The organism is Ferrovibrio sp. (genome assembly GCF_025869515.1).
In the GTDB taxonomy this organism is placed as follows: domain Bacteria; phylum Pseudomonadota; class Alphaproteobacteria; order Ferrovibrionales; family Ferrovibrionaceae; genus Ferrovibrio.
Genome location: NZ_JAOZVR010000122.1, coordinates 33,986 through 58,927 on the forward strand (window position 1 = coordinate 33,986; position 24,942 = coordinate 58,927).

Genomic DNA, 24,942 nt, shown 5'->3' on the forward strand with positions numbered 1-24,942 from the left:
CAACCCTCTTTTGCCTTGCCGCAGCGCACAACACCGGGTGCAGCACCGCAGCCATTGTGTTTCCTGCGATCAAGGTCTAAGCCCGGAACCCGATTGCCTACGAAAAAAGCAAAGTCCCCCATCATGTCGTCTGCCTCTGCCGTTACCGCCTCGCAGCGTGCCGCCCAGCGTCTGGCGCTGGCGGCCCTTGTGCTGGGAGCCCTGGCCATTGCCTTCTCGCCGATCTTTGTCCGTCTCTCGGAGGTGGGTCCGACGGCGACCGGTTTCTACCGCACCATACTGGCAGTGCCGCCGCTCTGGCTGGTCTGGCGCTTCCGGCCCGCCGATGCAGCGCCACGTGCCAGCGAGACGTCATGGGGGATTCCACCACTCGGTGTCCTGCTGATCCCGGGCCTGCTGTTTGCCGGCGATCTGTTCTTCTGGCACCTGTCGATCAAATACACCTCGGTGGCCAACGCCACCCTGCTGTCGAATTTCGCGCCGGTGATCGTCACACTCGGTGCCTGGCTGGTGTTGCGCGAAAAGATCACGTCTTCTTTCCTGGTGGCCTTGCTGGTCGCCTTCTGCGGCGCGCTGATGCTGGTCGGCGCCAGCTTCCGGCTTGGCGGCGATTACGTCTTCGGCGACCTGCTCGCCTTCACCACCGCCATCTTTTACGGCGCCTATATGATCGCGGTGGCGAAACTGCGTGGCCGTCACGGCACCCAGGAGATCATGTTGTGGTCCAGCCTGGTCAGCGGCCTGGCGCTGCTGCCCATGGTCTGGCTGATGGGCGAGAGCCTGTGGCCGGCGACACTGCAGGGCTGGGCGATCCTGTTCGGCCTGGCCTGGATCAGCCATGCGCTGGGGCAGGGCCTGATCGCCTATGCGCTCGGCCATCTGCCGGCGTCGTTCTCCTCGCTGGTGGTGCTGGTGCAGCCCGTGGCGGCAGCCTTTTTCGGCTGGCTCTGGCTCGGCGAGGGACTGCAGCCGCTGCAGATCGCCGGCGGCGCGGTGGTGCTGATCGGCATCCTGCTGGCGCGGCGTGCGCAACTCAAAGGCTGACGGCCCGCCCCAGCTGAGCGGGCGGGCCCCCAGTTCGCATTACGCGCCGAAACTCAGCGCCTTGCCCGGCAGCGCCTGCTGCAGGGCAGCCTGCAGCGCGGTCCAGTGCATGGTCTCGTCGGCGGCAATCCGTCCGGCCACCCTGGCCAGTTGCGGATCGGTAAAAGACGGTATCACGCTCAGGTAGGTATCGCTGGCGCCCTTCTCCAGCCGTGCGGCCAGCATCAGCACGTCGGTGCCGGTCTTCAGCGACGCTGCATTGATCTTGCCGGCCACTTCGGCCTTCATCGGCATGCCGACCGGGGTGCCGCCCAGTTTGCGCACCGTGGCGTCCAGGGCTGCGGCATGTTCCTTATGATGGGTCTGGAACAGCACGGCGGCATCCAGCGCCGGCTTCTGCAGCAGGCCGCTTTCGGCACCGATCTGATAGGCGGTGATGGCCTGATATTCCAGGCCGAGCGCGGTGTTGAGGATTTTCACATCCTCGGCGGGCTTAGCCATGGTGCCGCGCGCCATGCTTTCGCAGCCCATCAGCAGGGCCACGGCAGTGGCAGACAGAGTGGCGGTGCCGGCGGTGCGCAGGAACTGGCGCCGGTCATTGGGTACGACGAGGTTGGTCGACGATGTCATGCTGATCTCTCCCGGTGGCCATCGCCGATGAATGCCGGCGACGGTGCAGGAGATACGGATCAGATGACGCGCCGGATGGCGTCGCGTCGATCAGCTTGCCGTGATGTGCCTTGCGGGCGGAAACAGGAACGACTCACGTCGCCGTGAAGATCACGCCGCGCGCTGCTTCGCGAATTCCACGAACCAGGCCAGACTGCCCGGATTGGCCATGGTGCCGGGATTGGAGACTTTATCTGCCGCCTGGCCGAGCAGGATCTTCTTGACCGGCACTTCCAGCTTCTTGCCCGACAGCGTCCGCGGCACCTCGGATACCTGAAAGATGTCGTTCGGCACGAAGCGCGCCGAGACGGCCTTGCGGATGGCCTGGTTGATGCGGTCCTTCAGCGCGGCATCCAGCGTCAGGCCCGGGCGCAGCACGACGAAGAGCGGCATGTAGCTGTCGCGGCCGAGATATTCGAGATCGACCACCAGGCTGTCGAGCATTTCGGGCAGTTCCTCCACCGCGCGGTAGATCTCGCTGGTGCCCAGCCGCAGGCCATAGCGGTTGATGGTGGCATCGGAGCGGCCGTAGATGATGGCGCCGCCGCGCGGCGTGATGCGGATCCAGTCGCCATGGCGCCAGATGCCGGGATACATGTCGAAATAGCTGTCGTGATAACGCTTGCCGTCAGGATCGTTCCACAGGAACAGCGGCATCGACGGGATCGGTGCGACGCAGACCAGTTCGCCGACCTCGTCTTGCAGCGGCCTGCCATTGTCGTCGAAGGCCTGGATGTCGGCGCCGAGGCAACGCACCTGCATTTCGCCGGCATAGACCGGTTTCAGCACGCAGCCGGCAACGAAGGCGCCGGCGAAGTCGGTGCCGCCCGAAATCGGCGTCAGCCAGATATCCTTGCCGAGCTGGTCGTAGATCCAGGCATAAGAGTCTTCCGACAGCGGCGAACCGGTGGAACCGACCGTGCGCAGGCCGGAGAGATCGGCCACCTTGCGCGGTTCGACGCCGGCCTTCTGGCAATTGGCGTAGAAGGCGGCGCCGGCGCCGAAGAAGGTGGCCTTCACCTCGCCGACGAACTGCCAGAGCCGGTTCCAGTCCGGCCAGCTCGGGCTGCCGTCGTAGATGGCGATGGTGGCGCCGACCAGCAGGCCCGACACCTGCGCATTCCACATGATCCAGCCAGTGCTGGAATACCAGTGGAAGATGTCGTCGGCCGCGATGTCGTTGTGCAGCGCCATCATCGCCATGATGACGACGACGATACCGCCATGGCCATGCACGATCGGTTTCGGCAGGCCGGTGGTGCCCGAGGAATAGACCACCCAGAGCGGATGGTCGAAGGGCACGGATTCGATCTGAAGGTCGACAGGCGCGGCGACGATCTCGGCCCAGCGCGCGAGGGCAACGCGGCCGGGCAGGGCATGGGTCGTCTCGCCCGGCATCAGCACCAGGTTTTTCACGGTCGGCAGTTCAGCCACCAGCGCAGCCAGCACGTCACCCTTGTCGATGAACTTGCCGTTATAATGGCTGGACGGCACGGCGAAGATCGCCACCGGCTCGATCTGGCGGAAGCGGTCGAGCACCGCATTCAGGCCCATATCCGGCGAACAGACCGACCAGACCGCGCCGATGCTGATCACGGCCAGGAAGGCGATGATGGTTTCCGGTGTGTTTGGCGCATAGGCCACCACGCGGTCGCCGCGTTTCACGCCGATACGGCGCAGATGCGCCGCCATGGCGCCGGCCTGGCCGCGCAGGTCGTGCCAGGACATTTCCTTCAGCGGCTGCGTTTCTGACGAATAGAGGATCGCCGGCTTCTGGTCCGTCTCATGACGGAAGACTTCCTCGGCGAAATTCAGTTCCGCGCCGGTGAACCATTCGGCGCCGGGCATGGTGCGCCTGCCCAGCACACGGCTGTAGGGCTTGTGGGCCCTGATCTGGAAATAATCCCACAGCGAGGCCCAGAAAGCCTCGACATCCGTGACCGACCACTGCCACAGCGCATCGTAATCGGCAAAGACAAGGCCGCGCTCACGCGCCAGCCAGTCCATGTAGCGGCGCAGCTGGCTGCGCCGGATACGCTCGGCCGACGGGGTCCACAGCAGGGCGGGCGCGGCAGTCTCGGTCATGGTCTCTCCCGGAAGAACTTAAGCCTTTTCGATCAGCTTACGCACATCGGGGGAAAATGCACCATCCAGCAGGATGAAGGCCATGCGGGCGGGACTGGTTTCCGAAGGATTTTCCCAGGCATGGTCGGTGCCGCGCTGCACCACCACGTCGCCGGTCTTCAGATGGGTGCGCGAACCGTCATCCAGCACCAGCACGATCTCGCCATGCACGACGATGCCATAATCGATCGATTCGGTACGATGCATCATCGGATGCGGCGAACCCGGCTTCCAGGTCGAGGCATGCGCCGAGCCGACCAGGGCGAAGGCAGCCTGTGCCATTTCCCTGGTCATCGCCGGCGCACCGGCGGCGACAGCCTGTTTCGGGCCGAAATCGACGAAGCGGATGATGCTGCCCTGTTCGGGCGGTTCGATCTGCAGGCCGCGGGCAGCGGTCGGGTCGGCGCCGTTATCTACCGTCGCCGGGCAGCCGGCCGTGTTCCAGACCTCGAAGAAAGCGATGCCAAGCTCCGGCTTCTCGATGGTCGGCGTCATCACCGTGTCGATGGCAACGACGGACTGGCCGGCGGCATTGTGGCCGGTGACGATACGGCGGGGGGCTTTCATCGTTCGCTCCAATGGACCATGGGAAGGCCGGGGACCGGGCTGCGGAACCAGGGAATATTGGTGCCGAACAGCGTGCCGATATAGGCATTGCGCAGATCGGGTCCGCCGAAAGTGACACTGGCGATCCAGGGCGCGACCGCGCTGCGGGTCGCCATCATCTGCTCCGGCGTCGGCCTGCCGGCCTGATAGCCGGCTTCCAGCGCAGCGATCTTGTCGGGCTTGCCGTCGTCGAACAGGGTGAGCAGCTCGCCGTCCGGTGTCAGCGCGATCAGCTTTTCGGCCATCACCAGGGTGACCCAGAGATTGCCGTAAGAATCGAAGGCACAGCCATCGGGGAAGCCGGCCGGGCCGAAATCGCTGGGGCCGAAAATCTCGCGGCCGGACAGGCTGCCGTCATCTCCGACGCGGAAGCGGGTGATGCGGCGGCCGCAAGTCTCCACCGCATAGAGATACTCTTCCTTCGCATCAAGCCGCACCTCGTTGGTGAAATGCAGGCCATCGGCGACGATCCGCAGGCCGTTTTCATCGGCCAGCGCGATATAGCCGTCGGCCAGACCAGGCCGGATCGCCTCCATCCAGTTCTTGATGCGGGTCGAGACGGTGAGCCAGATGCGGTTCCTGGAATCGCGCAGCACGAAATTCACCTTGCCGATCGGCTGACCGTCGATGCTGTCATACAGCACCCGGCTGTGGCCTTCGCGGTCCATGATCTCAAGCCGGTCGGTGCCGAAATTGGAAATCAGGATGTCGCCGTTGCCGGCGAAAGCGAGGCCGTTGGGCAGCGTGCCCTCGGTGAAGCGGCGCGCGAGATCGGTGGTGCCGGCGAAATGGCTGTCGGCCTGCTGGGCGATCAGGCGCTGGCTGCCATCGGGCGCAATCCGCATGACACCGCCGCGCGCATCGGCCGACCACAGTGTGCCGTCGGGTTCGGCCAGGATGCATTCCGGCCGCTGCAGGTCGGTGCCGACGAAGTTCAGGTCGTCGCGGGTGAGGCGGAATCCTTTGAGCGGATTAGTCATTCTATAATAGCGCCAGCGTGAGTTTGGGGAAGAGCACCAGCAGGATCAGCGTCAGCAGCATGATGAGGGCAAAGGGCATGGCCCCCATGAAGATGGTGCGCAGCGTGATGGCGGAATCGTTCAGCGTGCTTTTTATGACAAAGACGCTGAGTCCAAAGGGCGGGGTCAGCAGTCCGATCTCCACCGCGACGATAGTGACGATGCCGAACCAGATCAGGTTCATGTCGAAGCCGGTGGCAATCGGCAGCATCAGCGGCAGCACGATCAGCAGGATCGAGCTGGAGTCGATGAAACAGCCGAGGATGACGATCAGCAGGATATAGATGGCGAGGAAGGCGAAGGGGCTGAAGCCCGCGGCGCTGATCTCGCCGACCAGGAATTGCGGCACGCCGCTGAGTGCCAGCATGCGGGTGTAGAGGCTGGCGCCGATGATGAGGAAAGAGACCGACACGGTGACATGGCCGGTTTCGACCAGCACCTGCCAGAATTTCTTGCCATCCAGCTTGCGCTTCCACAGCGCAATCGCCAGCGCGCCGGCGGCGCCGACCGCGCCGGCATCGGTGGCGGTGAAGAAGCCGGCATAGATGCCGCCCAGCACCACGGCGATCAGCAGCACGATGGGCAGCAGCTTGGCACTCATCTCGCCGCCGCCCATCAGGGTGACGCCGGCGGCATCGCCCTCGGGCGGGGCGCCGACATAGGAGGGCCACAGTCTCGCCATCACCATGATGCCGATGGAATAGGTGCCGGCGAGCAGCAAGCCGGGCACCACGCCGGCCATGAACATGGCACCGACCGAGACCTCGGCCAGGAAGCCGTAGAGGATCATCAGCAGGCTGGGCGGGATCAGCATGCCGAGCACGGATGAGCCGGCCACCACGCCGGTGGCAAAGGCCGGCGTGTAGCCGTAGCGCAGCATTTCCGGCACGGCGACGCGGGTGAAGACGGCGGCGGAGGCGATGCTGATGCCGGTGATGGCGGCAAACACGGCATTGGCTGCCACGGTGGCGATGCCCAGGCCGCCGCGCAGGCGGCGCAGGCCCTGGTTGGCGACCTCGAAGGCATCCTTGCCGATATCGGCGATGGAGACCAGGAAGCCCATCAGCACGAACAGCGGCACCACGCCAAAGATATGGCTGGCGATCGAATCCGAGGCGCCCTGGGCCAGCATGCTGGTGGCGACGCCGAGGTCGCCCTTCAGCAGCCAGACTCCGACAAAAGAGGTGAGGCCGAGCGCGACCGCGACATGCAGGCCGCACCAGACCAGCAGCATCATGCCGGCCAGGGTAAGGAAGCCGATTTCAAGGCCGGTCATTTGTCACCTGTGGCGACGAAACGGAAATCCTGCCAGGCCATGACCAGATACTGCAGGCCGGTGGCGGCAGAGCCGATCAGGATCAGCAGGCGGATCGGCCAGGTCGGTGCGGTGAAGTCGCCGGCGGCGCCGACATATTCACCGATCTCGATGGCCTCCTTGAAGGGCGCGATGCTGCCCCAGAAGATGACGGCGAGGAACAGCACGCCGAGCAGGTTGAACAGGCCCTGCAGTCCACGGCCGATCCGTGGCCGCAGTGTCAGCAGGTTCTCGATCACCATGTCGGATCGCGTCATGCGGCCGACCATCAGGGTATGGCCAAGCTGCAGGAACACGATGCCGACAATCGACAGCGACAGCAGTTCGGTGGTGCCGCGCACCGGGGCGCTGAACAACTCGCGCCCCAGGATGTCGGCGTTGATCAGCACCATGAGGAGGAAAATCCACACGGTGCCGAGCGCGTTCATCGCGCCAAGCAGTCGGGAAAACATCGCGGTACCACCCAATGATGAACTGGCGAAACAGGCCTGGACTTACTCTTTCGACCAGTCGCGCGGGAAGCTGACATTCGCCGCCTTCATCTGCGCCACGAACTCGTTCAGCACCACGGTGCCGGGCAGGCCCTTGGCATCGAGATCCTTGGCCCAGGGCAGCGCAACGTTCGGCAGGGCCATCGCCCACTGCTTGCGCTCGGCGGGCGACAGGTCGCGCACCTTGGCGCCGCCTTCCACCATCTTCTGCATCAGCGTGACGGTGGTGGCGGTGAGCAGGGCGGCGAATTTCGCGTCATACTCGGCGCCGACCTCGTTGACGATCTTCCTGGCATCGGCCGGCAGCTTGTCGTAGACGCGCTTGCTCATCACCAGGGCGCCGGCGAACTGCGCGCCGTAATTCACCTTGGTGATATGCGGCGCCACTTCGATCAGCTTGGCCGGGAAAGCGCCGGTGGTGAAGGTGAGCGCGCCTTCGGTTACGCCGGTCTGGATGTCGTTGTAATAGGTCTGCAGCGTGCCGGCGACGGCGACCGCGCCGGTGCCCTTGACCCAATTGGCCGAGGGGCCGGGCGCATTGATCTTCTTGCCATTCAGGTCTTCCAGTTTGTTGATCGGCCCCTTGGTGAAGAGGTGATAGCTGTCGAGGCCGGTGCCGCCGAGGAAGATCATGTTGTTCTTCGTCCAGGCCTCGCCCATCGCCGGGATCTTGGCCTGCATTGACTTCACCACCTTCGACATCACGGCAACGTCGTCGGTCATGAAGGGTGCCACATAGGACACGTTCTGCAGCGGGAATTTCGGCGCCTCGAAGATGGTCGAGACGAAGGCCAGTTCGGCCAGGCCGTCCTTGATCGCGCCGGACTCGCTGCCCAGCTTCACTGCCGTGCCGCCCCAGGCCTTGGTCCATTCGAACTTGGTCTTGCTGTTGGCGGCGGCGAGGCGCTTGTCGACCTCGGGGATGAAGAATTCATCGGCCAGCTTCACCCAGGGGAAGATGGCCGGATGGCCGGCGACCGCCGTCATCTTGACGGTCTGCGCCAGTGCCGGCTGCGCCAGGGCGAGCAGAAGTCCGGCGCCAAGGATGCCGGGGATGGTCTTGATTGCGGTCATGGTTTCCTCCCGAGGATTTATCCGCGTGTTTTTGCTTGTCAGGCTGTCAGGGTGGTGCCGTCTGCCTGGCATTCGCTGCGGCGGTATCGCCGTAGCAGAATTCATACGTGTGGCTGAGATGATGGTGCAGGCTGTCGCAGGCACGGGCTGCATCGCGGGCCAGCACCATGTCCATCAGCTGCTTGTGCTCGTCCATGATGCCGGCGCCCTGCACGACGAGGAAGTTCTGCATCATGCCGTGGCGATAGCGTTCGGCCTGGTCGTAGAGGCGGCTTTGCTCGTCCAGCAGGCGCGGCGAGCCGCAGGCGGCGATCAGCGCGACATGGAAGCCTTTGTGCAGCTCGCCGAATTCAGCAAGGTTTTCGATCGGCTTACCCTCCAGGCGCGCCACATAGCGGTCGAGCCGGTGATAGGCGCCGAGAATATCGGCCTCCCAGGCATCGTTGCCGCGCTCGATCGCACGTTTCAGCGCGGCGGTTTCCACCACCTGGCGGGCCAGCGTGATATCGGCCAGATCATCGGCGCTCATGGCGGCAACGCGGAAGCCGCGCTGGCTTTCCACCGAGACGAAGCCCTGGCTGATCAGGCGGGCCAGCGCCTCGCGCAGCGGGCTGGCGCTCAGCCCGTAGCGGGCTTTCAAATCGTCGATCTGCAGCTTGGTGCCGGGCGGGAAGCGGCCGGCAATGATGTCGGCCCGGATATTCCGGTATGCAGATTCGGTCAGGCTGCCGGCTTCGGCCGCCAGATCGCGGATATCTGCTTTTGTCCTCCCGTCATTCATGCGGCCACTCTGGGCAGCGGGTCAGAGAGTGTCAACGATAAAAAAGAAAAAAATCGACAAAATGATCCGTGGTCGTTATTGTTGCCCGTGAGCCGCCCGCCAGAGCCGGCCGAAAAGAGTTTCTTGGAGGAATCATGCCCCGTCGCTTTGTCGACCTCTCCATCTTTCTCGAAAACGACGTCCAGTCCGATCCGCCGGGCTTCAGCCCGAAGATCGACTATATCCGCCACAAGGACAGCGCCTCGGATGTGGTGAAGTTCTTTCCCGGCCTGAAAGAGCAGGACCTGCCCGATTCAGAAGGCTGGGCGGTGGAGAATGTGCAGCTCAACACCCATAACGGCACGCATCTGGATGCGCCGTACCATTTCCATTCGACGATGAACCATGGCGAGCGCGCCTGGACCATCGACGAAGTGCCGCTCGAATGGTGTTTCGGCGATGGCGTGAAGCTCGACTTCACCAGGCTGCCCGACGGTTATGTGGTGACCGACAAGGATGTCGAGGCCGAACTGAAGCGGATCGGTTACACGCTGAAGGAACACGATATCGTCGTGGTCAACACTGCCGCGGGCAAAGCCTATGGCAAGCCCTCCTATGTCAGCACCGGCTGCGGCATGGGTTACAAGGCCACGATGTATCTGCTGGAGCGTGGCGTGCGCGTGACCGGCACCGATGCCTGGAGCTGGGATGCACCCTTCGTGCATACCGCCGAGAAGTTCAAGGACAGCAACGATGCGTCGCTGATCTGGGAAGGCCACAAGGCCGGCCGCCATATCGGCTACTGCCATCTGGAAAAGCTGCATAACCTGGAAGTGCTGCCGCCGTTCGGCTTCACGATTTCCTGCTTCCCGCACAAGATCCGCGGTGCCTCCGCCGGCTGGACCCGCGCCGTCGCCATCTTCGAGGAATAACAGATATGAAATTCTGCACCTTCAGCCACGCGTCGCGCGGCGAGAAACGTCCCGGCGTGCTCACTGCCGACGGCAGCACGATCATCGACCTGGGCGACAGTTTCGACAGCACGCTCGCCATCATCAAGGGTGGCGACGAGGCCAAGGCAAAGGCGAAAGCCCTGCTCGATAAAGCGGAAATCCGCGTGCCGTTGAGTGAAGCAAAGCTGCATGCGCCGGTGCCGGTGCCGGAGCAGATTCGCGACAGCATGCTGTTCGAAAAGCATGTGCAGCAGGCGATGGAGCGCATCGTCATGATGCGAAAACCCATTCTCGGCCCGCTGATGGTCAGGCTCGGCATGGTGAAGGTGGCGCCGACCTGGTACCAGATTCCGATCTACTACAAGTCCAACCGTTTCTCGGTGAACGGCCCGGAGGGCGATGTGATCTGGCCACGCTACAGCCAGGTGATGGATTTCGAGCTGGAATTCGGTTTCTTCCTCGGCAAGGGCGGCAAGAACATCAAGCCGTCAGAGGCGCGCGACCATATCTTCGGCTTCACCATCTTCAACGACTTCTCCGCCCGCGATGCGCAGTCGATCGAGATGCAGAGCATGCTCGGGCCCTGCAAGGGCAAGGATTTCGATACCGGCAACAGCATGGGGCCGTTCCTGGTCACGCTGGACGAGATCGGCGATCCCTACAGTCTGCGCATGCGGGCACGCGTCAACGGCGAAACCTGGTGCGACAGCAATTCCAGCACCATCCATCACAAATTCGAAGACCTGCTGGCCCGTGTGTCCTCCGACGAAACCGTGTATCCGGGTGAATTCTTCGGCTCGGGCACCGTGGGCGACGGCTGCGGCCTGGAGCATGGCCGGTATCTGAAGGATGGCGATGTGGTGGAGCTGGAGGTCGAGAAGATCGGCATCCTGAGCAACCGCGTGGTCAGGCAGAAATAGTCAGCCGGCGAACGGCGTTTCCGGCAGGCCGGGAATATCGACCCGCACTGAGAAAATGCCGCCAGCCAGCGGCATTTTCGCCAGTTCATCGGCATCGTGCTTCTGCCGCGCCGTGGTGATGTAGAGCGTCTTCAGGTCCGGCCCGCCGAAGCAGGGCATGGTCGGTGCCTTCACCGGCAGATGCACATCACGCAGGCGCTCGCCCACAGGCGAAAACTGCACCACCCTGCCGGCGCCATACAGTGCAACCCAGTAATTGCCGGCTGAATCCACCGCGGCGCCATCGGGCCGTTCGCCGCTGTCGCGCAGGTCGAGGAACAGCCGGCGGTTCGAGATCGCCGCGGTCTTTGCATCATAGTCATAGGCGAAGACGCAGTGCGTCGGTGTATCGGCGTGATACAGCGTGGCGCCGTCCGGACTCCAGGCCAGTGCATTGGATGTGGCAATGGCGCCGACCAGGCCCTGACGGGTCAGGCGCCCGGGGAGACTGGCGCCATCCAGGCGATACAGCGCGGTTTCCGGCTCGCGCGTGTCGGTCATGCCGCCGACCCAGAAACGGCCCTGGCGGTCGCAGCGGCCGTCATTGAAGCGCGCGGCTTCCAATGGGGAGGGCGCCAGCAGGGTTTCCGGCCCGCCTGCAAGATCAAGCCGCCAGATGCCATCGCGCCGCGCGGCGATCACGCCACCGTCCTGCATCAGCGCGATGCAGCCGATGGCGGCCGGCATTTTCCAGGTTTCGAGGGTGAGCGTTGCCGGATCGAGGCGATGCAGGGCCGGGGCGTTGATGTCGACGAACCACAGCGTCTGCCCGGCGACCGACCAGACCGGCGATTCCGCCAGGTCGAATTTGCCGTCCAGCAGGCAGGTGGCGTCCATGCTTACTCCAGCCGAATTAATCTATCTGGCTCGCCATGTCGGCGACCAGTTCGCCGATGCTGAGCGAGGCGGTCAGTCCCGGGCTTTCGATGCCGTAGAGATTGATCAGGCCGGGCACGCCATTCTGATCCGGTCCCTGAATCAGGAAGTCGTCCCCCGTCTTGCCACTGCCGCGGCTGAGCTTGGGCCGGATGCCGGCATAGCCGGGCTGGATCGCGCCGTCGGGCAGGCCGGGCCAGTATTGCCGCACGGCTTCATAGAAGCTGTCGCCACGCGCCGGATCGACGTTGTAATCGACGGTCTCCACCCATTCGACATCGGGACCGAAGCGCATCTGGCCGCCCATATCGATGGTGACATGGGTGCCGAGGCCGCCGGGTGTCGGGATCGGATAGATCAGCCGCGAAAACGGCGGCTTCACGCCGGACAGCACGAAATAATTGCCCTTGGCATAATAGGTGGGCGGCACGCTGTCGGGCCGGATGCCGGCGATTCTGGCGGCAATGGCCTGGGCGGCAAAGCCGGCCGAATTGATCACCAGCCGCGCCTTCAGCCGCATCGGATCGGCGCCGCCGGTCTCGATGACGATACCGTCGTTGGCCATGTCGCCGCGCAGCACCGGGCAGCCGAGCGCCAGCATCGCGCCGTGGTCCTCGGCCTCGCCCTGATAGGCCAGCATCAGGCCGTGGCTGTCGATCACGCCGGTGGACGGCGAAAGGAGCGCGGCGACGCAATGCAGCTGCGGCTCCAGACGGAGCGCCTGCTCGCGCGTCAGCCATTGCAGGTCATGGACACCGTTGGCCTCGGCCTTTTTCTTCAGGGCTTCCAGGTCCGGCAACTGCGTCTCGTCAGCGGCGACGATCAGCTTGCCGCAGCGGTTATGGGCAATGCCGCGTTCGACACAATAGGCATAGAGTGCCTGCTTGCCCTCGACGCAGAGCCGCGCCTTCAGGCTGCCGGCCGGATAGTAGATGCCGGCATGGATCACTTCGGAATTGCGCGAGGAGGTCTCGCTGCCGATCAGGTCGGCGGCCTCGGCGATCACCACCTCGCGGCCGCGCCGGGCCAATGCCCGCGCCACACCCAGGCCGACCACGCCGGCCCCGATCACCAGACATTCGACGCTGTCCATCGCCCGCGCTGCTCCTTCTGACGCCCCGTTATCGGCAGGCGGCAGCGGCAGCGCAACCCCTTGTTTGGCCTGCCCGTAATAGCTTCCGGACGGCGCTTGACTTCTCCAGGCCGGAGCCGTAAACACTCGCCTCGGTTCGGACGGCCCCTCAGGTCGCCCCGCACCGCCTGCCCAGGTGGCGGAATTGGTAGACGCGCTAGCTTCAGGTGCTAGTGACCGAAAGGTCGTGTAAGTTCGAGTCTTATCCTGGGCACCAATTCCTCGATTGCCGCGCCGCGTAGCTTAAGGCGCCCGCAACCGAGTGCAGCACCCGAGAGTGCACCGCAAATGACTATCGCCGTACATCAGAATGATCTGCCTGCCGGCCTCGATCTCGGCGCCGTGGTGGCGGTCGATACCGAGACCATGGGGCTGCGCACGCTGCGCGACCGGCTCTGCGTCGTGCAGCTGTCGGGCGGCGACGGCAATGCGCATCTGGTGCAGTTCCGCAGCGGCACCGGCTATGCCGCGCCGAACCTGAAGGCGCTGCTGGAAAACCCGAAAATCCTCAAGCTGTTTCACTTCGCCCGCTTCGACCTGGCGGCGCTGAAACAGTATCTGGGTGCGGAAACCACACCGGTTTACTGCACCCGCACGGCATCAAAGCTGGTACGCACCTTCACCGACCGCCATGGTCTGAAGGATCTGTGCCGCGATCTGATCGGCGTCGAAATCTCCAAGCAGGAGCAGTCCTCGGACTGGGGCGCCCAGACCCTGACCGAAGCGCAGCAGCGCTATGCCGCTTCGGATGTCCTGCATCTGCATCAGCTCAAGGCCGTGCTGGACGGCATGCTGGTGCGTGAGGGGCGCATGGCCCTGGCCGAGGCCTGTTTCGGCTTCCTGCCGGCCCGGGCGGCCCTCGACCTCGCCGGCTGGCCCGAGGACGATATTTTCGCCCATTAGTCGTCTTCGGATCGTCTTGGAATTTCCGGGATTTATCCTGAATCCGGCAAGTCTCTGAATTTGGCTGCGAACCGGTCATCAGGTTTGCAATTCCGGGGGCGATTCTCCATACTTGGCACGATTCTTGTTAGTGTCTCGCAAGCGGTGGAAAGCCCATGACGTCCGCACCATCCGCCGCGCGTGTTAAGCGCGCCGGAAAGAAACGTGCGAAAGCGCAGCCAAAAGCCAATTCGGCGAAGCCCAATTCGGCAAAGCCCACTTTGGCAAAGCCCACTTTGGCAAAGGTCGTGCAGGTCGCCAGCCGGCGCCCAGCCGCGAGTCCCGATATCGAAGTCGGCCGCCGCGTCCTGCTGATGGAAGCCAACGGCCTGGCCGCCCTGGCGGCCAATCTGGACAGCAGCTTCGGCAAGGCCCTTGATACGCTGCTGAATGTCAGCCGCGAGGGCAGCCATTTCCGCGTCATCGTTTCGGGTATGGGCAAGAGCGGTCATGTGGCGCGGAAAATCGCCGCGACCATGGCCTCGACCGGCACGCCGGCCATGTTCGTTCATCCGGCGGAAGCCAGCCACGGCGATCTGGGTATGGTCACCAATGGCGACGTGCTGCTCTGCCTCTCGAATTCAGGCGATGTGCCGGAAATGGCCGACCTGATTGCCCATGCCAAGCGGTTCGGCATTCCGCTGATCGGCATGACCAGCAAGCCGAAATCGGCGCTTGGCCAGGCTTCCGACATCACGCTGGTGTTGCCGCCGGTGGAAGAAGCCTGCCCGATGGGGCTGGCGCCCACCACATCGACCACCATGATGCTGGCGCTGGGTGACGCGCTTGCGGTCGGCCTGATGGAGCGCAAGGGCTTCACTCGCGATCACTATCGTGTCTTCCATCCCGGCGGCCGGCTCGGCAAGCAGCTCATCAAGGTGAAAAGCCTGATGCACAGTGGTGCCGAGATGCCGCTGGTGCCATCCGGCACCGCGATGCGTGAAGCGCTGGTCACCATGGCCGGCCGCAGTTTCGGCTGTATCGGCATCGTCGGCAAAACCGGCCGCGAGAAAGACAGGCTGATCGGTATCGTGACGGACGGCGATCTGCGTCGTCATATCGAAGGCGATCTGCTGGCGCAGAAGGTGGATGCGGTGATGACCCGGAAGCCGATGACCATCGGCCAGGACCTGCTTGCCGTGGAAGCCCTGCGCGAAATGAACAGCCGCCGCATCACGGCATTCTTCGTGGTCGAGAACGGCCATCCTGTCGGCATCCTGCACATGCATGATTGCGTGCGCGCAGGCATTACCTGATGCATGGCGCCATGATGACCGCAGATTTCAGTCAGCAGGGTTCTCCCAAGTCGCATCGCAGCGCCGATTTCATGCCGCGCGATGCCCGGCAGGTACTGTCGGCGTTGCCGCGCCGGCGCGGTTTCGTCCGCTTCATGAAATTCATCCTGCCGCTGCTCGCGCTTGGCACCGTGGCGGCGGTGATCGCCTGGCCGCAGCTGAGCAAGCGGCGGCTGGCGATCCCGCTGACCTTCAGCGATGTTGACAGCGTCAATGCCGCGCTGGTGATGAACAATCCGCGCTATCGCGGTTCGGATGCGAACGGCCAGCCCTATGTGGTCACCGCCGATCGCGCCATCCAGGACCCGAATGACGACAAGCAGGTGACGCTCGACCGCGTGCAGGCCGATATCACCATGAGCAGCGGCGAATGGTGGTCGCTGACCGCCGATACCGGGCTGTATAACGGCAATGCGAGCCTGCTCGACCTGTACGGCAACATCAATGTCTATGGCGACCGCGGCAACGAAATGCATGGCCATTCGGCCGAGGTCAACCTGCAGACCAAAGTGATTTCCAGCGATGATAAGGTCTGGGGCCAGGCGGAATTCGGCACGATCCACGCCAATGGACTGCGGGTTTATGACAGGGGGCGGGTTATTGTGTTCATCAATGGCGTGAAGACGAAGGTCTTTCCGCGCGAGAAGCGGGGATGACCGCGATGTATCGCTTCCGACTGAATCGACCCGGCAAGATCGCGGTCCTGACCAGCCTGGCGGGCCTGTTGCTGGTCTGCGGCCCTGCCGCGGCCCAGCTCAATCTCGGCGCCCGGCAGAACAGCAACGAGCCGATCGATATTTCCTCCGACACGCTGGAAGTGCAGCAGGACAAACAGCTGGCGATCTTCCGTGGCAAGGTCGATGTGCAGCAGGGCGATACGCGCCTGCGCTCGGATGAACTCTTCGTCTATTACCGCGACCGCAACCCGCCGGCGACCGGCACGGCCGGCGGCGCACAGCCGCGCCAGCCTGTGCCACGGCCGGCTGCGGGCCAGGCTGCCGGCCCCGATTCCAGCTCGATCACCAAGATCGAAGCCAAGGGAAATGTATTCGTCTCTACGCCGAAGGAACGGGCGCAGGGGGATTTCGGCGTCTACGATGTCGACAAGCGCACCGTCACCATCACGGGCAACGTGCTGCTGACCAGCGACGACAGCACGCTGCGCTGTGCCCGTGCCGTGATGTATCAGGATACCGGCCGCAGCACCTGCGACCCGGCTGCCGGCCAACGTGTGCGCGGTGTGATCATGCCCAACAATGCGGAGAAATCCGGCCCTGTGCCTGCAGCCCCGGCACAGGGAGGGCAGCGCTGATGACAACGGGTGGCGAAAAGCTCGAAGCCGGCGGCGACGGCCTGCGCCTGGTGGCGGAAAATCCCTTCCCCGGCCTGGCGGCGCATCGCCTGGGGAAAAGCTTCAAGAAGCGGCCGGTGCTGCGCGATGTGTCGCTGTATGTCCAGCGCGGCGAGGCGGTCGGCCTGCTCGGTCCGAACGGCGCCGGCAAGACCACGACCTTCTACATCATGACCGGCCTGATCCGGCCCGATCACGGTGCCATCACGCTGGATGGCCATAACATCACCGGCCTGCCGATGTATCGCCGGTCGCGGCTCGGCATGGGCTACCTGCCGCAGGAGGCCTCGATCTTCCGCGGCCTGACGGTGGAGCAGAATATCCGCGCCGTGCTCGAACTGGTCGAACCGGAAACCGACCGCCGCGAGGCGATGCTGGACGATCTGCTGGCCGAATTCTCGATCACGCATCTGCGCCGCACCCCGGCGCTGGCTCTGTCGGGCGGCGAGCGGCGGCGCTGCGAAATCGCCCGCGCGCTGGCGACGCAGCCTTCCTTCATGCTGCTCGATGAGCCGCTGGCCGGCATCGACCCGATTGCGGTCGGCGAAATCCGCCAGCTGGTGTCGCATCTGAAGGATCGCGGCATCGGCGTGCTGATCACGGACCACAATGTCCGCGAAACACTCGATATCATCGACCGCGCTTACATCCTGCATGACGGCAAGGTCTTGATGGAAGGCAGCCCGAGCGAGATCGTCGCCGACGAGAATGTCCGGCGGGTTTACCTCGGCGAACGGTTCAGCTGGTGACGGGTACCTAGACCATGGCCTTGGGTCCTCGTCTTGAGCTCAGGCAAGGTCAGGCGCTCGTTATGACGCCGCAGTTGCAGCAGGCGATCAAGCTGCTGCAGCTCTCCAATCTCGAATTGATGGCCTATGTCGAGCAGGAGCTCGAACGCAATCCGCTGCTCGAGCGGATCGATGGCGATGCGCCGGGCGGCGAGGACAGCCGCGATGCCTTCGAAGTCACGGATGGCGATGCGCCGGCCGAGCGCCTGGACCTCAGCTCCGACGGCATTGCCGACAAGGCGCGGGAGGCGATGGATGTCGACCCCGACGGTGACAATACCTTCAACAATGACAGCGGTTACGACGCCGCCAATGCCGATATCGGCCTGGCCAGCAATTATATCAGTGGCCGCGGCGGTGATGGCCGTTTCGATGACGAAGGCGGCGGGCTGGAGCAGACGCTGTCCGAAACGCTGAGCCTGCGCGAGCATGTGCAGGACCACTGGCTGCTGATGCCGGCCAATGTGACCGACCGGCTGATCGGCCAGGCCCTGATCGATTGCCTGGACGATGCCGGTTATATCACCGAGCCGCTGGAAGAGATCGGCGCGCGGCTCGGCATCGAGGCCGATGAGATCGAAGCCGTGCTGCTCGATCTGCAGACCATTGAGCCGGCCGGCCTGTTCGCGCGTTCCCTGAAGGAGTGCCTGGCACTGCAGCTGCGCGAGCGCGACCGGCTCGATCCGGCGATGCAGGCGCTGCTGGATAACCTGGAACTGCTGGCCAAGCGCGATATTCCTGGCCTGATGCGTATTTGTGGCGTCGACCAGGAAGACATCGCCGATATGGTGCAGGAAATCCGCGCCCTGAACCCAAAGCCGGGCCTGTTGTTCGGCGGTGAGCCGGTGCAGACGCTGGTGCCCGACGTTTATGTGCGGCGTACCAATGACGGCAGCTGGACGGTGGAATTGAACAGCGACACGCTGCCGCGCGTGCTGGTCAACAGCCGCTATTATGCGCGCGTGACCAAGCCGGAAAAGAACAGCGGCGCGCAAAATGGTCAGCTCAAGCAGACAAAAACCTATATGTCGGACTGCCTCAATTCGGCGAACTGGCTGGTCAAGTCGCTGGACCAGCGCGCGCAGACCATTCTGAAGGTTGCCAGCGAAATCGTGCGCCAGCAGGATGCCTTTCTGCGCCATGGCGTATCGCATCTGAAGCCGCTCAATCTGCGGGCCGTGGCCGAGGCGATCGAGATGCATGAAAGCACGGTCAGCCGCGTGACCTCGAACAAAACCATGGCGACGCCGCGCGGCATCTTCGAGATGAAGTATTTCTTCACCGCCAGCATTGCAGCCACCGATGGCGGTGAGGCCTTCTCGGCCGAATCGATCCGGCATCGCATCAAGACGCTGATCGATGGCGAAAGCATCGAGGATGTATTATCGGATGACAAGATCGTCGAGATGCTGGCCGGTAAAGGTGTCGACATCGCCCGCCGCACCGTGGCGAAATACCGCGAAGCAATGAATATTCCGTCTTCAGTCGAGCGCCGGCGCCTTAAAAAGGCCGGCCTGCTGAAGGCCGGTTGAGGCAAGGCAGACCATGGCTGATATTGCACCCCTGTTCGAAAGCAACCGCGCTTGGGCGATTTCCAAGCTCAATGCCGATCCAGGATTTTTCGACCGTCTGGCGCATCAGCAGAACCCGTCCTATCTATGGATCGGCTGTGCCGACAGCCGCGTGCCGGCGAATGAAATCGTTGGTCTGGATCCCGGCGAATTATTCGTCCATCGCAATGTCGCCAATCTGGTGCATCCCGCCGACATGAATTGCCTCGCGGTATTGCAGTACGCCATCGAATTCCTGAAGGTGAAGCATGTCATCGTCACGGGTCATTACGGCTGCGGTGGTGTGCGGGCGGCGATGCAGCCACAGCAGCTCGGCCTCATCGATCACTGGCTGCGGCCGATCCGCGATGTCTATGCCAAGAATGAAGCTGAGCTTGAGGCCGTGATCGACGAATACAAGCGCGTCAATCTGCTCTGCGAGTTGAATGTCCGTGAGCAGGTCGCCAACCTGGCCAAGACCACGATCGTGCAGAATGCCTGGCATCGCGGCCAGGATCTCAGTCTGCATGGATGGGTATACGGAATATCAAACGGCTTGATCCGCGATCTGGGCGTTACCATATCCGGCGTGGAAACCGTCGACCGAATCTTTCGTACCGAAACGGACCGGTCGGCGCCTTAACCATTGGGATCATGGATAAACCATGGCATTGGGCTGTGGATATCTTTGAAATCAATGGCTTAACGAATTTCCCTGCGGTTGACAGGGAAAAAGCCCTTCTCTATGGTCCGCCACCGCATGACGGGCGTAGGCCGCCGTACTAGACTTCATGCCCTGACCGATCGAACTCGGATTTCGACACAGATGAAAATCCTGACTTCCGGACAGCAGCTCGACCTCGGCGACTCTTTGCGCGCCTATGTCGAGGAGCATCTCATCACCGCCGTGTCCAAGTACATGGACAATGCCATCGAGGCCAATGTCGTGTTCAAACGCGAAGGTCCGATGTTCCATTGCCAGTGCACGGTTCATGTCGGCAGCGGCATTTCCATGCAGTCGGCGGGTGAGGCCAATGAAATTTACCTCAGCTTCGACCAGGCACTGGAGAAGCTGGCCAAACAGGTCCGGCGTGATAAACGCAAGCGACGTAATCATCACCAGCGGCTCTCCGAGCCTGGAGATGTGGCCTGAGCCTCCTGTGAGGTCAGCCCATCAATGGCAGAAGCCGCGGAGGCAGTATTCCCCATGGAAATCTTTCAGCTCTTGAGCCCGGATGGCGTGATTGCCAATCTCAAGGCCAACAGCAAGAAACAGTCGCTGCAGGAACTTTCTGCCCGCGCGGCCAAGATCACCGGCCAGCATGAGCGCGCCATTTTTGACACGCTGCTCGAGCGCGAGCGGCTGGGCACCACCGGCGTGGGCAACGGCATCGCGATTCCGCACGGCCGCCTGCCCGGACTGGACAAGCTCTACGGCCTGTTTGCGCGCGTCGAGCGGCCGATCGATTTTGACTCAATCGATGAGATGCCGGTCGATCTGATTTTTCTGCTGTTGGCTCCGGAATCGGCGGGTGCCGATCACCTGAAGGCGCTGGCACGAGTGTCGCGCCTGCTGCGCGACAAGGCGGTCTGCGAAAAACTGCGCGGCGCCGAAAGTGCCGACGCCATCTACGCCCTGCTCACCGACAGCCCGACCAGCCACGCCGCCTGAGCTTTTTTGACGAAGCCGAGCGGCGGGCCGGTCGAACCATCAGTGCAGGCCGGTCAGTGTGTGCTGCCGCTCAGTGTACGCTCACCGGCATCAGGTCGTTCTGCACGGCGGCGGCAAAGGCAAGATCGCGCTGCGGTGCGAATCCGAGCTGGGTACCGTTGGCGGCATAGATACCCCAGGCCAGACCTTCCGGCGTCTGCACCGGCCGAATATAGGCCAGGTCAGGTGCGCCGAGATTGGCAAAGGTTTCTTCCGTCATGGGCGGCTGCGGCCGCAGGCCGGCATTGCCGTCGGGATTGCGGTCGTGATTGCTGGGGATAGCCATTTTTACTCCTTCCGGCCCTGTCAGCGGCCGTTACCGGACTTGCCGCCGACACCCAGGGTGTCGCTGCGGCCGCCGTCCGTACTGTTAATAGCAATATTGCGAACCTGAGGTTCCGGTTTCGGCCGGTGCAAATCGATATGCAGCAGGCCGTGGCCGAGTTCGGCGCGGATGACCTCTATGCCGTCTGCCAGAACGAAGCTGCGCTGGAACTGTCGCGCGGCAATGCCGCGATGCAGATACACGCGCTCTTTTTCATCGGTCTGTTTGCCGCGGATGACAAGCTGGTTGTCTTCGACGGTGATGCCGAGATTATCCGGCCCAAATCCGGCCACAGCCAGGGTAATGCGCAGATCGTTCTCGCCGGTCTGTTCGATATTGTAAGGGGGGTAGCCTTCCGAGCCTGTCTTGGTGGCACGTTCGATCATCCGCTCGACATGGTCGAAACCGAGCAGAAGCGGGCTGGAAAAAATCGAGACGCGGTTCATCGAGCACTCCTTATAAAAAGCGAGTTGCGCCCGGACCCTCAGAGGCATCCGGACACCGAAGATGTGGGGTGCGATGGCTTGCGGATCAAGGCCTGTCTGGGCAGGATGTTGCCGCGAAAACCGGAGGTTTATTGTGGCGGAAACTGGGCAAAAAATTGAAACCGTCGGCGTGATCGGCGCAGGCGCCATGGGGCGGGGCATCGCCCAGGTCGGTATGACCGGCGGCATGACCGTCCTGCTGTTCGACGCCATGGCCGGCGCCGCGGCCAAAGCCCGCGATGCCATCTTCGCCCAGCTCGACCAGATGGTTGCCAAGAACCGTCTCGAAAGCGCCGCTGCCGAGGCCGCCAAGGCCCGGCTCAGCGTGGCGGAGTCTCTCGACGCTTTCAAAGCGGCCGATCTGGTGGTCGAAGCCATCGTCGAAAACCTGGCAATCAAACAGGATGTGTTCCGTCAGCTTGAAGCCATCGTGCGGCCGGATTGCCTGCTGGCCTCCAATACGTCGTCGTTGCGGATCGCCAGTATTGCCGCCGCCTGCAGGCAGCGCGACCGGATCGCCGGACTGCATTTCTTCAATCCGGTGCCGCTGATGAAACTGGTGGAAGTGATCCGGGCACCGGGCACCAGCGATGCCACGATCGCCACCCTGGTCACGGTGGGCGAGCGGATGGGGCGGCTGCCGGTGGTGGTACAGGACAGTCCGGGCTTCCTGGTCAACCTGGGCGGCCGGGCCTATACGCAGGAAGCCCTGCGCATCGTGTCGGAAGGCGTGGCCACTCCGGCGCAGGTGGATGCGGTGATGCGCGATAACTGGGGCTTCAAGATGGGCCCCTTCGAACTGATGGACCTGACCGGCATCGACGTCAATTTCCCGGTCAGCCAGATCATCCACGAAGGCTATTTCTACGACCGCCGTCTCGCCACCGCGCCACTGCACCAGCTGCTGAAGGAAAGCGGACAGTTCGGTCGCAAGACCAGGCAGGGCTTTTTTGCCTATGACGAGGCCGGCAAGGGTGTCGTGCCGCCGGCCGATGCGACGACCGCGGCGGCTCCGGCCGGGCGCGTCGTGCTGGCCGATGCCGACGACGAGGCGCTGGGCGAGTTGCTGCGCAGCCTCGGCCTGGAGGTCAGCGGTTTCGACGACGGCGACAGCGCCATCCTCTGCGCGCCCCTGGGCGAGGATTGTTCGACTTATGCGGCACGGCTGAAGCTGGATCACCGGCGGCTGTTCGCCCTCGATATCGCCGGCAAGCTGGACAAGCGCCTGACCCTGATGCGCGCGCCGGGTGCCCGCCGCGACCTGTTCGATGCCGTGGTGGCCCGCCTGCATGCCGCCGGCCGTGCCGTGGTGACAATCCATGACAGCCCGGGTTTCATCGGCCAGCGTATCGCCGCCATGGTGGCCAATCTGGGTTGCGAGATGGCGCAGATCCGTGTGGCCAGCCCGGCCGATATCGACAAGGCGATGACGCTCGGCCTGAATTATCCGTTCGGGCCGCTGGCCCTGGCCGATGCGATGGGCCTGGAAACCGTGCACACGGTGCTGACCCAGCTGCAGGACATTACCGGCGATGACCGCTACCGGCCCAGCCTGTGGCTGCGCCGCCGTGCCCTGCTGGGCCTTTCGGCTCTGACGGAAGATTAGCCGTCAGCTGCGCGCGGTGAGCCGGACAAACGACACCGGCCGGTCAAAGCCCTTCAGCACGGCGCTTTCCCGGCTGAGTGTGCGATCCTGCAACAGCTCGGCCACCGCCGGATCGGCGGCCAGCTGTTCGGACAGGATGACCTCGCCGCGATGGCTGAGCCCCTGCAGGCGGGCAGCCATGTTCACGGTGCTGCCGAAATAGTCGAGCCGCTCGTTCAGCGTGACGGCGATGCAGCGGCCGCCATGCAGTCCCATTTTCAGGCCGATGGCCGCATCGGCAATCCGGCCGTCTGCGGCGGCTTCCTGGCGATAGTCGGCATTGAAGGCGGCAATACGGTCGTGAATGCGCAGCGCCGCCCGCACCGCCTGCTCGGGTGTGGCGAAGGCCGCCATCACCGCATCGCCGATGGTTTTGATCAGGGCACCGTCATGCTCGCGAATGATTTCGGCCAGGACGCCGAAATGCCGTCGCACCAGGCGATAGGCTGCGGCATCGCCAAGCTGCTCGTAGAGCGCGGTCGAGCCTTCCAGATCGGTGAACATCAGGGTGATGCTGTCGATGCCGACATCCTCGCCGGCGCGCAGTACCTGATCCGGCAGCAGGTCGCGGAAGGCCTGCAGGGTCGTAACCTCATGTGCGGTCAGTGCCTCGCTGCGCCAGGCCCGTGACTCGATCACGAAGGTCAGCAGACGGCTGCTGTGGTTGCGGAGCACGATGCCGCCGATGGTATCGCCCGCTTCCGCCCGGATCGTGAAGTCCGGCGCGACGGCATCCTCAGCGATCATCGTCGGAAAGGCGCCGCCGTCACAGGTAGTAACGCATTCGCCGCCGGGCTCCAGTGTCCGCAGGCGGTATTCGCCGGCTGGCAATGTTGCGGTCACCCGCCGTTGCTCGCCAGGTGCCAGGATTTGCTGCACCAGGATGTGGCGCGAAACATGCGGCCCGCCCATGCAGAATTCACCGTCGCCGATGGCGCGGATCGCGGCGGCCGGCCGGAAGCTGATTTCGATATTGCGGGTGAAGCTGCCGTCATAGGCGATATTGCAGGACGGGCAATGCGCCTGCTTGGGCAAATCCTCCAGCGTCGTTGCCGTGGCCTTGGCGCCGCCGCAGCGCGGGCAGAGCAGGTTCCAGGACAGGCTGAGCAGGCCGAGCCGGGTGGCTTCGAGGCAGAGTTCGGCCACATGCCGTACCGGCACCTGCCAGTCGCGGGCCAGCTTGCGCGGCCGCATGCGGATCAGGTCGACCTCCTGCGCAGCCGCGATATGACCGGCCAGCCGGTCGGCGAGATCGTGATGATAGGCGCCGCCAGCGATTTGTCTGGTCAGGCCGGCCAGGCGTGCCTCCTGTTCCGGGGTCAGGTCCGGCGGCGTATAGGCAAACGGCATCGCGGCTTCGCCGGCAGCAAAGCTGGCGGCCTGGCGCACCATGCCCTCAAGGCCCTGGCCGATCTTGTCCAGCAGGCCGGTTGCGAAAAGCAGATGCCCGACAAGGCCGCGCGGCGTGCCGTTCAGCCGATAGGTGACCCGGCTGCCGCCTTCCGGCCTGGCTTCCAGCCTGAGCATCGGCCCCAGGCTTGCCAGCGGGCCGCGGCGGAATATCCGCAACTGACGGAATTCGCGCTCGACCACCCACTCGAATGGCGGGTCATCCCATTCGACCGCAACGCCCTTGTAACTGGCGGTGGCGCGGCGCTGCACCGAACCATCCGGCTGGGTGATCTCCTCGACAGCGTAGCGCGGCGTCCCGGCGGCTTCATTGAAGCGGGCGGTGTCGGACAGATAGGGCCAGAGCGCCGCCGGCGATGCCGGCAGGTCCCAGGTCCAGACACGTTCGTGCTGCTTCTGCATGCGGCAGAAGCTAGCA

General features: G+C 63.8%; 26 protein-coding genes and 1 tRNA gene. 14 read left to right on the forward strand and 13 right to left on the reverse strand.

What is annotated here, in order from left to right; genetic code table 11:
* Nucleotides 1–123 precede the first annotated feature (123 nt).
* Nucleotides 124–1,044 carry a DMT family transporter gene (locus tag OJJ21_RS23445; protein WP_297690376.1) on the forward strand — a complete coding sequence of 307 codons (921 nt, stop codon included), beginning with the start codon at nucleotides 124–126 and terminating at the stop codon, nucleotides 1,042–1,044.
* A 39-nt stretch (nucleotides 1,045–1,083) separates the two neighbouring features.
* Here OJJ21_RS23445 and OJJ21_RS23450 read toward each other — a convergent pair whose 3' ends face one another.
* The 8 genes from OJJ21_RS23450 to OJJ21_RS23485 form a co-directional block, all read right to left on the reverse strand.
* Nucleotides 1,084–1,674: a ferritin-like domain-containing protein gene (locus OJJ21_RS23450; RefSeq protein WP_297690377.1), complete on the reverse strand. Its 591-nt coding sequence runs from the start codon at nucleotides 1,672–1,674 to the stop codon at nucleotides 1,084–1,086.
* Nucleotides 1,675–1,824: 150 nt separating this feature from the next.
* The gene (locus OJJ21_RS23455) at nucleotides 1,825–3,798 is read right to left on the reverse strand and encodes an acetoacetate--CoA ligase (RefSeq protein WP_297690378.1); all 1,974 of its coding nucleotides are present in this window, start codon (nucleotides 3,796–3,798) and stop codon (nucleotides 1,825–1,827) included.
* A gap of 18 nt (nucleotides 3,799–3,816) precedes the next feature.
* Nucleotides 3,817–4,404 carry a cupin domain-containing protein gene (locus tag OJJ21_RS23460; RefSeq protein ID WP_297690379.1) on the reverse strand — a complete coding sequence of 196 codons (588 nt, stop codon included), beginning with the start codon at nucleotides 4,402–4,404 and terminating at the stop codon, nucleotides 3,817–3,819.
* Nucleotides 4,401–5,423, reverse strand: a complete 1,023-nt coding sequence (locus OJJ21_RS23465) for an SMP-30/gluconolactonase/LRE family protein (protein WP_297690380.1) — start codon at nucleotides 5,421–5,423, stop codon at nucleotides 4,401–4,403. Before OJJ21_RS23465 ends, OJJ21_RS23460 begins: the two co-directional genes overlap by 4 nt.
* 1 nt (nucleotide 5,424) lies before the next feature.
* Nucleotides 5,425–6,738 carry a TRAP transporter large permease subunit gene (locus tag OJJ21_RS23470; protein WP_297690381.1) on the reverse strand — a complete coding sequence of 438 codons (1,314 nt, stop codon included), beginning with the start codon at nucleotides 6,736–6,738 and terminating at the stop codon, nucleotides 5,425–5,427.
* Nucleotides 6,735–7,229 carry a TRAP transporter small permease gene (locus OJJ21_RS23475; protein ID WP_297690382.1) on the reverse strand — a complete coding sequence of 165 codons (495 nt, stop codon included), beginning with the start codon at nucleotides 7,227–7,229 and terminating at the stop codon, nucleotides 6,735–6,737. Before OJJ21_RS23475 ends, OJJ21_RS23470 begins: the two co-directional genes overlap by 4 nt.
* Before the next feature lie 42 nt (nucleotides 7,230–7,271).
* Nucleotides 7,272–8,342 carry a C4-dicarboxylate TRAP transporter substrate-binding protein gene (locus tag OJJ21_RS23480; RefSeq protein ID WP_297690383.1) on the reverse strand — a complete coding sequence of 357 codons (1,071 nt, stop codon included), beginning with the start codon at nucleotides 8,340–8,342 and terminating at the stop codon, nucleotides 7,272–7,274.
* A gap of 46 nt (nucleotides 8,343–8,388) precedes the next feature.
* Nucleotides 8,389–9,123: an FCD domain-containing protein gene (locus tag OJJ21_RS23485; RefSeq protein ID WP_297690384.1), complete on the reverse strand. Its 735-nt coding sequence runs from the start codon at nucleotides 9,121–9,123 to the stop codon at nucleotides 8,389–8,391.
* 134 nt (nucleotides 9,124–9,257) lie between these two features.
* Here OJJ21_RS23485 and OJJ21_RS23490 point away from each other — a divergent pair, with 134 nt between their 5' ends.
* The gene (locus OJJ21_RS23490; protein ID WP_297690385.1) at nucleotides 9,258–10,034 is read left to right on the forward strand and encodes a cyclase family protein; all 777 of its coding nucleotides are present in this window, start codon (nucleotides 9,258–9,260) and stop codon (nucleotides 10,032–10,034) included.
* Nucleotides 10,035–10,039: 5 nt separating this feature from the next.
* Entirely contained in the window at nucleotides 10,040–10,975 is a 936-nt protein-coding gene (locus OJJ21_RS23495) for a fumarylacetoacetate hydrolase family protein (RefSeq protein WP_297690386.1), read from the forward strand.
* Here the strand turns inward: OJJ21_RS23495 and OJJ21_RS23500 are convergent, their stop codons facing one another.
* Nucleotides 10,976–11,851 carry an SMP-30/gluconolactonase/LRE family protein gene (locus OJJ21_RS23500; protein WP_297690387.1) on the reverse strand — a complete coding sequence of 292 codons (876 nt, stop codon included), beginning with the start codon at nucleotides 11,849–11,851 and terminating at the stop codon, nucleotides 10,976–10,978. It abuts the gene before it with no gap.
* 16 nt (nucleotides 11,852–11,867) lie between these two features.
* Nucleotides 11,868–12,983, reverse strand: a complete 1,116-nt coding sequence (locus OJJ21_RS23505) for an NAD(P)/FAD-dependent oxidoreductase (RefSeq protein ID WP_297690388.1) — start codon at nucleotides 12,981–12,983, stop codon at nucleotides 11,868–11,870.
* A 169-nt stretch (nucleotides 12,984–13,152) separates the two neighbouring features.
* Between OJJ21_RS23505 and OJJ21_RS23510 the strand changes: the two genes are divergently transcribed.
* The 10 genes from OJJ21_RS23510 (at nucleotide 13,153) to ptsN (ending at nucleotide 20,620) form a co-directional block, all read left to right on the forward strand.
* Nucleotides 13,153–13,239 (forward strand) — tRNA-Leu (locus OJJ21_RS23510).
* 71 nt (nucleotides 13,240–13,310) lie between these two features.
* Nucleotides 13,311–13,925 carry a ribonuclease D gene (locus OJJ21_RS23515; RefSeq protein ID WP_297690389.1) on the forward strand — a complete coding sequence of 205 codons (615 nt, stop codon included), beginning with the start codon at nucleotides 13,311–13,313 and terminating at the stop codon, nucleotides 13,923–13,925.
* 287 nt (nucleotides 13,926–14,212) lie between these two features.
* The gene (locus OJJ21_RS23520; protein WP_297690390.1) at nucleotides 14,213–15,220 is read left to right on the forward strand and encodes a KpsF/GutQ family sugar-phosphate isomerase; all 1,008 of its coding nucleotides are present in this window, start codon (nucleotides 14,213–14,215) and stop codon (nucleotides 15,218–15,220) included.
* Between the two features lie 11 nt (nucleotides 15,221–15,231).
* Nucleotides 15,232–15,915, forward strand: coding sequence for an LPS export ABC transporter periplasmic protein LptC (lptC, locus tag OJJ21_RS23525; protein WP_297690391.1), 684 nt, complete (start codon nucleotides 15,232–15,234; stop codon nucleotides 15,913–15,915).
* 5 nt (nucleotides 15,916–15,920) lie between these two features.
* Nucleotides 15,921–16,571, forward strand: coding sequence for an LptA/OstA family protein (locus tag OJJ21_RS23530; RefSeq protein WP_297690392.1), 651 nt, complete (start codon nucleotides 15,921–15,923; stop codon nucleotides 16,569–16,571).
* Complete coding sequence (gene lptB, locus OJJ21_RS23535) at nucleotides 16,571–17,359, forward strand: LPS export ABC transporter ATP-binding protein (RefSeq protein ID WP_297690393.1); 789 nt, start codon at nucleotides 16,571–16,573, stop codon at nucleotides 17,357–17,359. The genes OJJ21_RS23530 and lptB overlap by 1 nt, the downstream gene beginning before the upstream one ends.
* A 14-nt stretch (nucleotides 17,360–17,373) precedes the next feature.
* Entirely contained in the window at nucleotides 17,374–18,930 is a 1,557-nt protein-coding gene (gene rpoN / locus OJJ21_RS23540; protein ID WP_297690394.1) for an RNA polymerase factor sigma-54, read from the forward strand.
* A gap of 13 nt (nucleotides 18,931–18,943) precedes the next feature.
* Complete coding sequence (can, locus tag OJJ21_RS23545) at nucleotides 18,944–19,591, forward strand: carbonate dehydratase (RefSeq protein ID WP_297690395.1); 648 nt, start codon at nucleotides 18,944–18,946, stop codon at nucleotides 19,589–19,591.
* Between the two features lie 183 nt (nucleotides 19,592–19,774).
* Nucleotides 19,775–20,101, forward strand: coding sequence for a ribosome-associated translation inhibitor RaiA (raiA, locus tag OJJ21_RS23550; protein WP_297690396.1), 327 nt, complete (start codon nucleotides 19,775–19,777; stop codon nucleotides 20,099–20,101).
* Between the two features lie 54 nt (nucleotides 20,102–20,155).
* Nucleotides 20,156–20,620 (forward strand): PTS IIA-like nitrogen regulatory protein PtsN, encoded by a 465-nt coding sequence (gene ptsN, locus OJJ21_RS23555; RefSeq protein ID WP_297690397.1) that lies wholly within the window; start codon nucleotides 20,156–20,158, stop codon nucleotides 20,618–20,620.
* 70 nt (nucleotides 20,621–20,690) lie between these two features.
* Here the strand turns inward: ptsN and OJJ21_RS23560 are convergent, their stop codons facing one another.
* Nucleotides 20,691–20,945 carry a DUF1150 family protein gene (locus tag OJJ21_RS23560; protein WP_297690398.1) on the reverse strand — a complete coding sequence of 85 codons (255 nt, stop codon included), beginning with the start codon at nucleotides 20,943–20,945 and terminating at the stop codon, nucleotides 20,691–20,693.
* A 20-nt stretch (nucleotides 20,946–20,965) separates the two neighbouring features.
* Complete coding sequence (locus OJJ21_RS23565; protein WP_297690456.1) at nucleotides 20,966–21,430, reverse strand: Hsp20 family protein; 465 nt, start codon at nucleotides 21,428–21,430, stop codon at nucleotides 20,966–20,968.
* Nucleotides 21,431–21,599: 169 nt separating this feature from the next.
* On the opposite strand from OJJ21_RS23565, the gene OJJ21_RS23570 reads away from it, so the two are divergent.
* Entirely contained in the window at nucleotides 21,600–23,075 is a 1,476-nt protein-coding gene (locus tag OJJ21_RS23570) for a 3-hydroxyacyl-CoA dehydrogenase (protein ID WP_297690399.1), read from the forward strand.
* A gap of 3 nt (nucleotides 23,076–23,078) precedes the next feature.
* On the opposite strand, the gene OJJ21_RS23575 is transcribed toward OJJ21_RS23570, so the two are convergent.
* Nucleotides 23,079–24,926: an adenylate/guanylate cyclase domain-containing protein gene (locus OJJ21_RS23575; protein ID WP_297690400.1), complete on the reverse strand. Its 1,848-nt coding sequence runs from the start codon at nucleotides 24,924–24,926 to the stop codon at nucleotides 23,079–23,081.
* Between the last annotated feature and the right edge of the window lie 16 nt (nucleotides 24,927–24,942).

Coding starts and splice junctions, on each gene's coding strand:
- OJJ21_RS23445 (WP_297690376.1), top strand. CDS start 124: ATGTCGTCTGCCTCTGCCGTTACCGCCTCGCAGCGTGCCGCCCAGCGT.
- OJJ21_RS23450 (WP_297690377.1), bottom strand. CDS start 1,674: ATGACATCGTCGACCAACCTCGTCGTACCCAATGACCGGCGCCAGTTC.
- OJJ21_RS23455 (WP_297690378.1), bottom strand. CDS start 3,798: ATGACCGAGACTGCCGCGCCCGCCCTGCTGTGGACCCCGTCGGCCGAG.
- OJJ21_RS23460 (WP_297690379.1), bottom strand. CDS start 4,404: ATGAAAGCCCCCCGCCGTATCGTCACCGGCCACAATGCCGCCGGCCAG.
- OJJ21_RS23465 (WP_297690380.1), bottom strand. CDS start 5,423: ATGACTAATCCGCTCAAAGGATTCCGCCTCACCCGCGACGACCTGAAC.
- OJJ21_RS23470 (WP_297690381.1), bottom strand. CDS start 6,738: ATGACCGGCCTTGAAATCGGCTTCCTTACCCTGGCCGGCATGATGCTG.
- OJJ21_RS23475 (WP_297690382.1), bottom strand. CDS start 7,229: ATGTTTTCCCGACTGCTTGGCGCGATGAACGCGCTCGGCACCGTGTGG.
- OJJ21_RS23480 (WP_297690383.1), bottom strand. CDS start 8,342: ATGACCGCAATCAAGACCATCCCCGGCATCCTTGGCGCCGGACTTCTG.
- OJJ21_RS23485 (WP_297690384.1), bottom strand. CDS start 9,123: ATGAATGACGGGAGGACAAAAGCAGATATCCGCGATCTGGCGGCCGAA.
- OJJ21_RS23490 (WP_297690385.1), top strand. CDS start 9,258: ATGCCCCGTCGCTTTGTCGACCTCTCCATCTTTCTCGAAAACGACGTC.
- OJJ21_RS23495 (WP_297690386.1), top strand. CDS start 10,040: ATGAAATTCTGCACCTTCAGCCACGCGTCGCGCGGCGAGAAACGTCCC.
- OJJ21_RS23500 (WP_297690387.1), bottom strand. CDS start 11,851: ATGGACGCCACCTGCCTGCTGGACGGCAAATTCGACCTGGCGGAATCG.
- OJJ21_RS23505 (WP_297690388.1), bottom strand. CDS start 12,983: ATGGACAGCGTCGAATGTCTGGTGATCGGGGCCGGCGTGGTCGGCCTG.
- OJJ21_RS23515 (WP_297690389.1), top strand. CDS start 13,311: ATGACTATCGCCGTACATCAGAATGATCTGCCTGCCGGCCTCGATCTC.
- lptC (WP_297690391.1), top strand. CDS start 15,232: ATGATGACCGCAGATTTCAGTCAGCAGGGTTCTCCCAAGTCGCATCGC.
- OJJ21_RS23530 (WP_297690392.1), top strand. CDS start 15,921: ATGTATCGCTTCCGACTGAATCGACCCGGCAAGATCGCGGTCCTGACC.
- lptB (WP_297690393.1), top strand. CDS start 16,571: ATGACAACGGGTGGCGAAAAGCTCGAAGCCGGCGGCGACGGCCTGCGC.
- rpoN (WP_297690394.1), top strand. CDS start 17,374: ATGGCCTTGGGTCCTCGTCTTGAGCTCAGGCAAGGTCAGGCGCTCGTT.
- can (WP_297690395.1), top strand. CDS start 18,944: ATGGCTGATATTGCACCCCTGTTCGAAAGCAACCGCGCTTGGGCGATT.
- raiA (WP_297690396.1), top strand. CDS start 19,775: ATGAAAATCCTGACTTCCGGACAGCAGCTCGACCTCGGCGACTCTTTG.
- ptsN (WP_297690397.1), top strand. CDS start 20,156: ATGGAAATCTTTCAGCTCTTGAGCCCGGATGGCGTGATTGCCAATCTC.
- OJJ21_RS23560 (WP_297690398.1), bottom strand. CDS start 20,945: ATGGCTATCCCCAGCAATCACGACCGCAATCCCGACGGCAATGCCGGC.
- OJJ21_RS23565 (WP_297690456.1), bottom strand. CDS start 21,430: ATGAACCGCGTCTCGATTTTTTCCAGCCCGCTTCTGCTCGGTTTCGAC.
- OJJ21_RS23575 (WP_297690400.1), bottom strand. CDS start 24,926: ATGCAGAAGCAGCACGAACGTGTCTGGACCTGGGACCTGCCGGCATCG.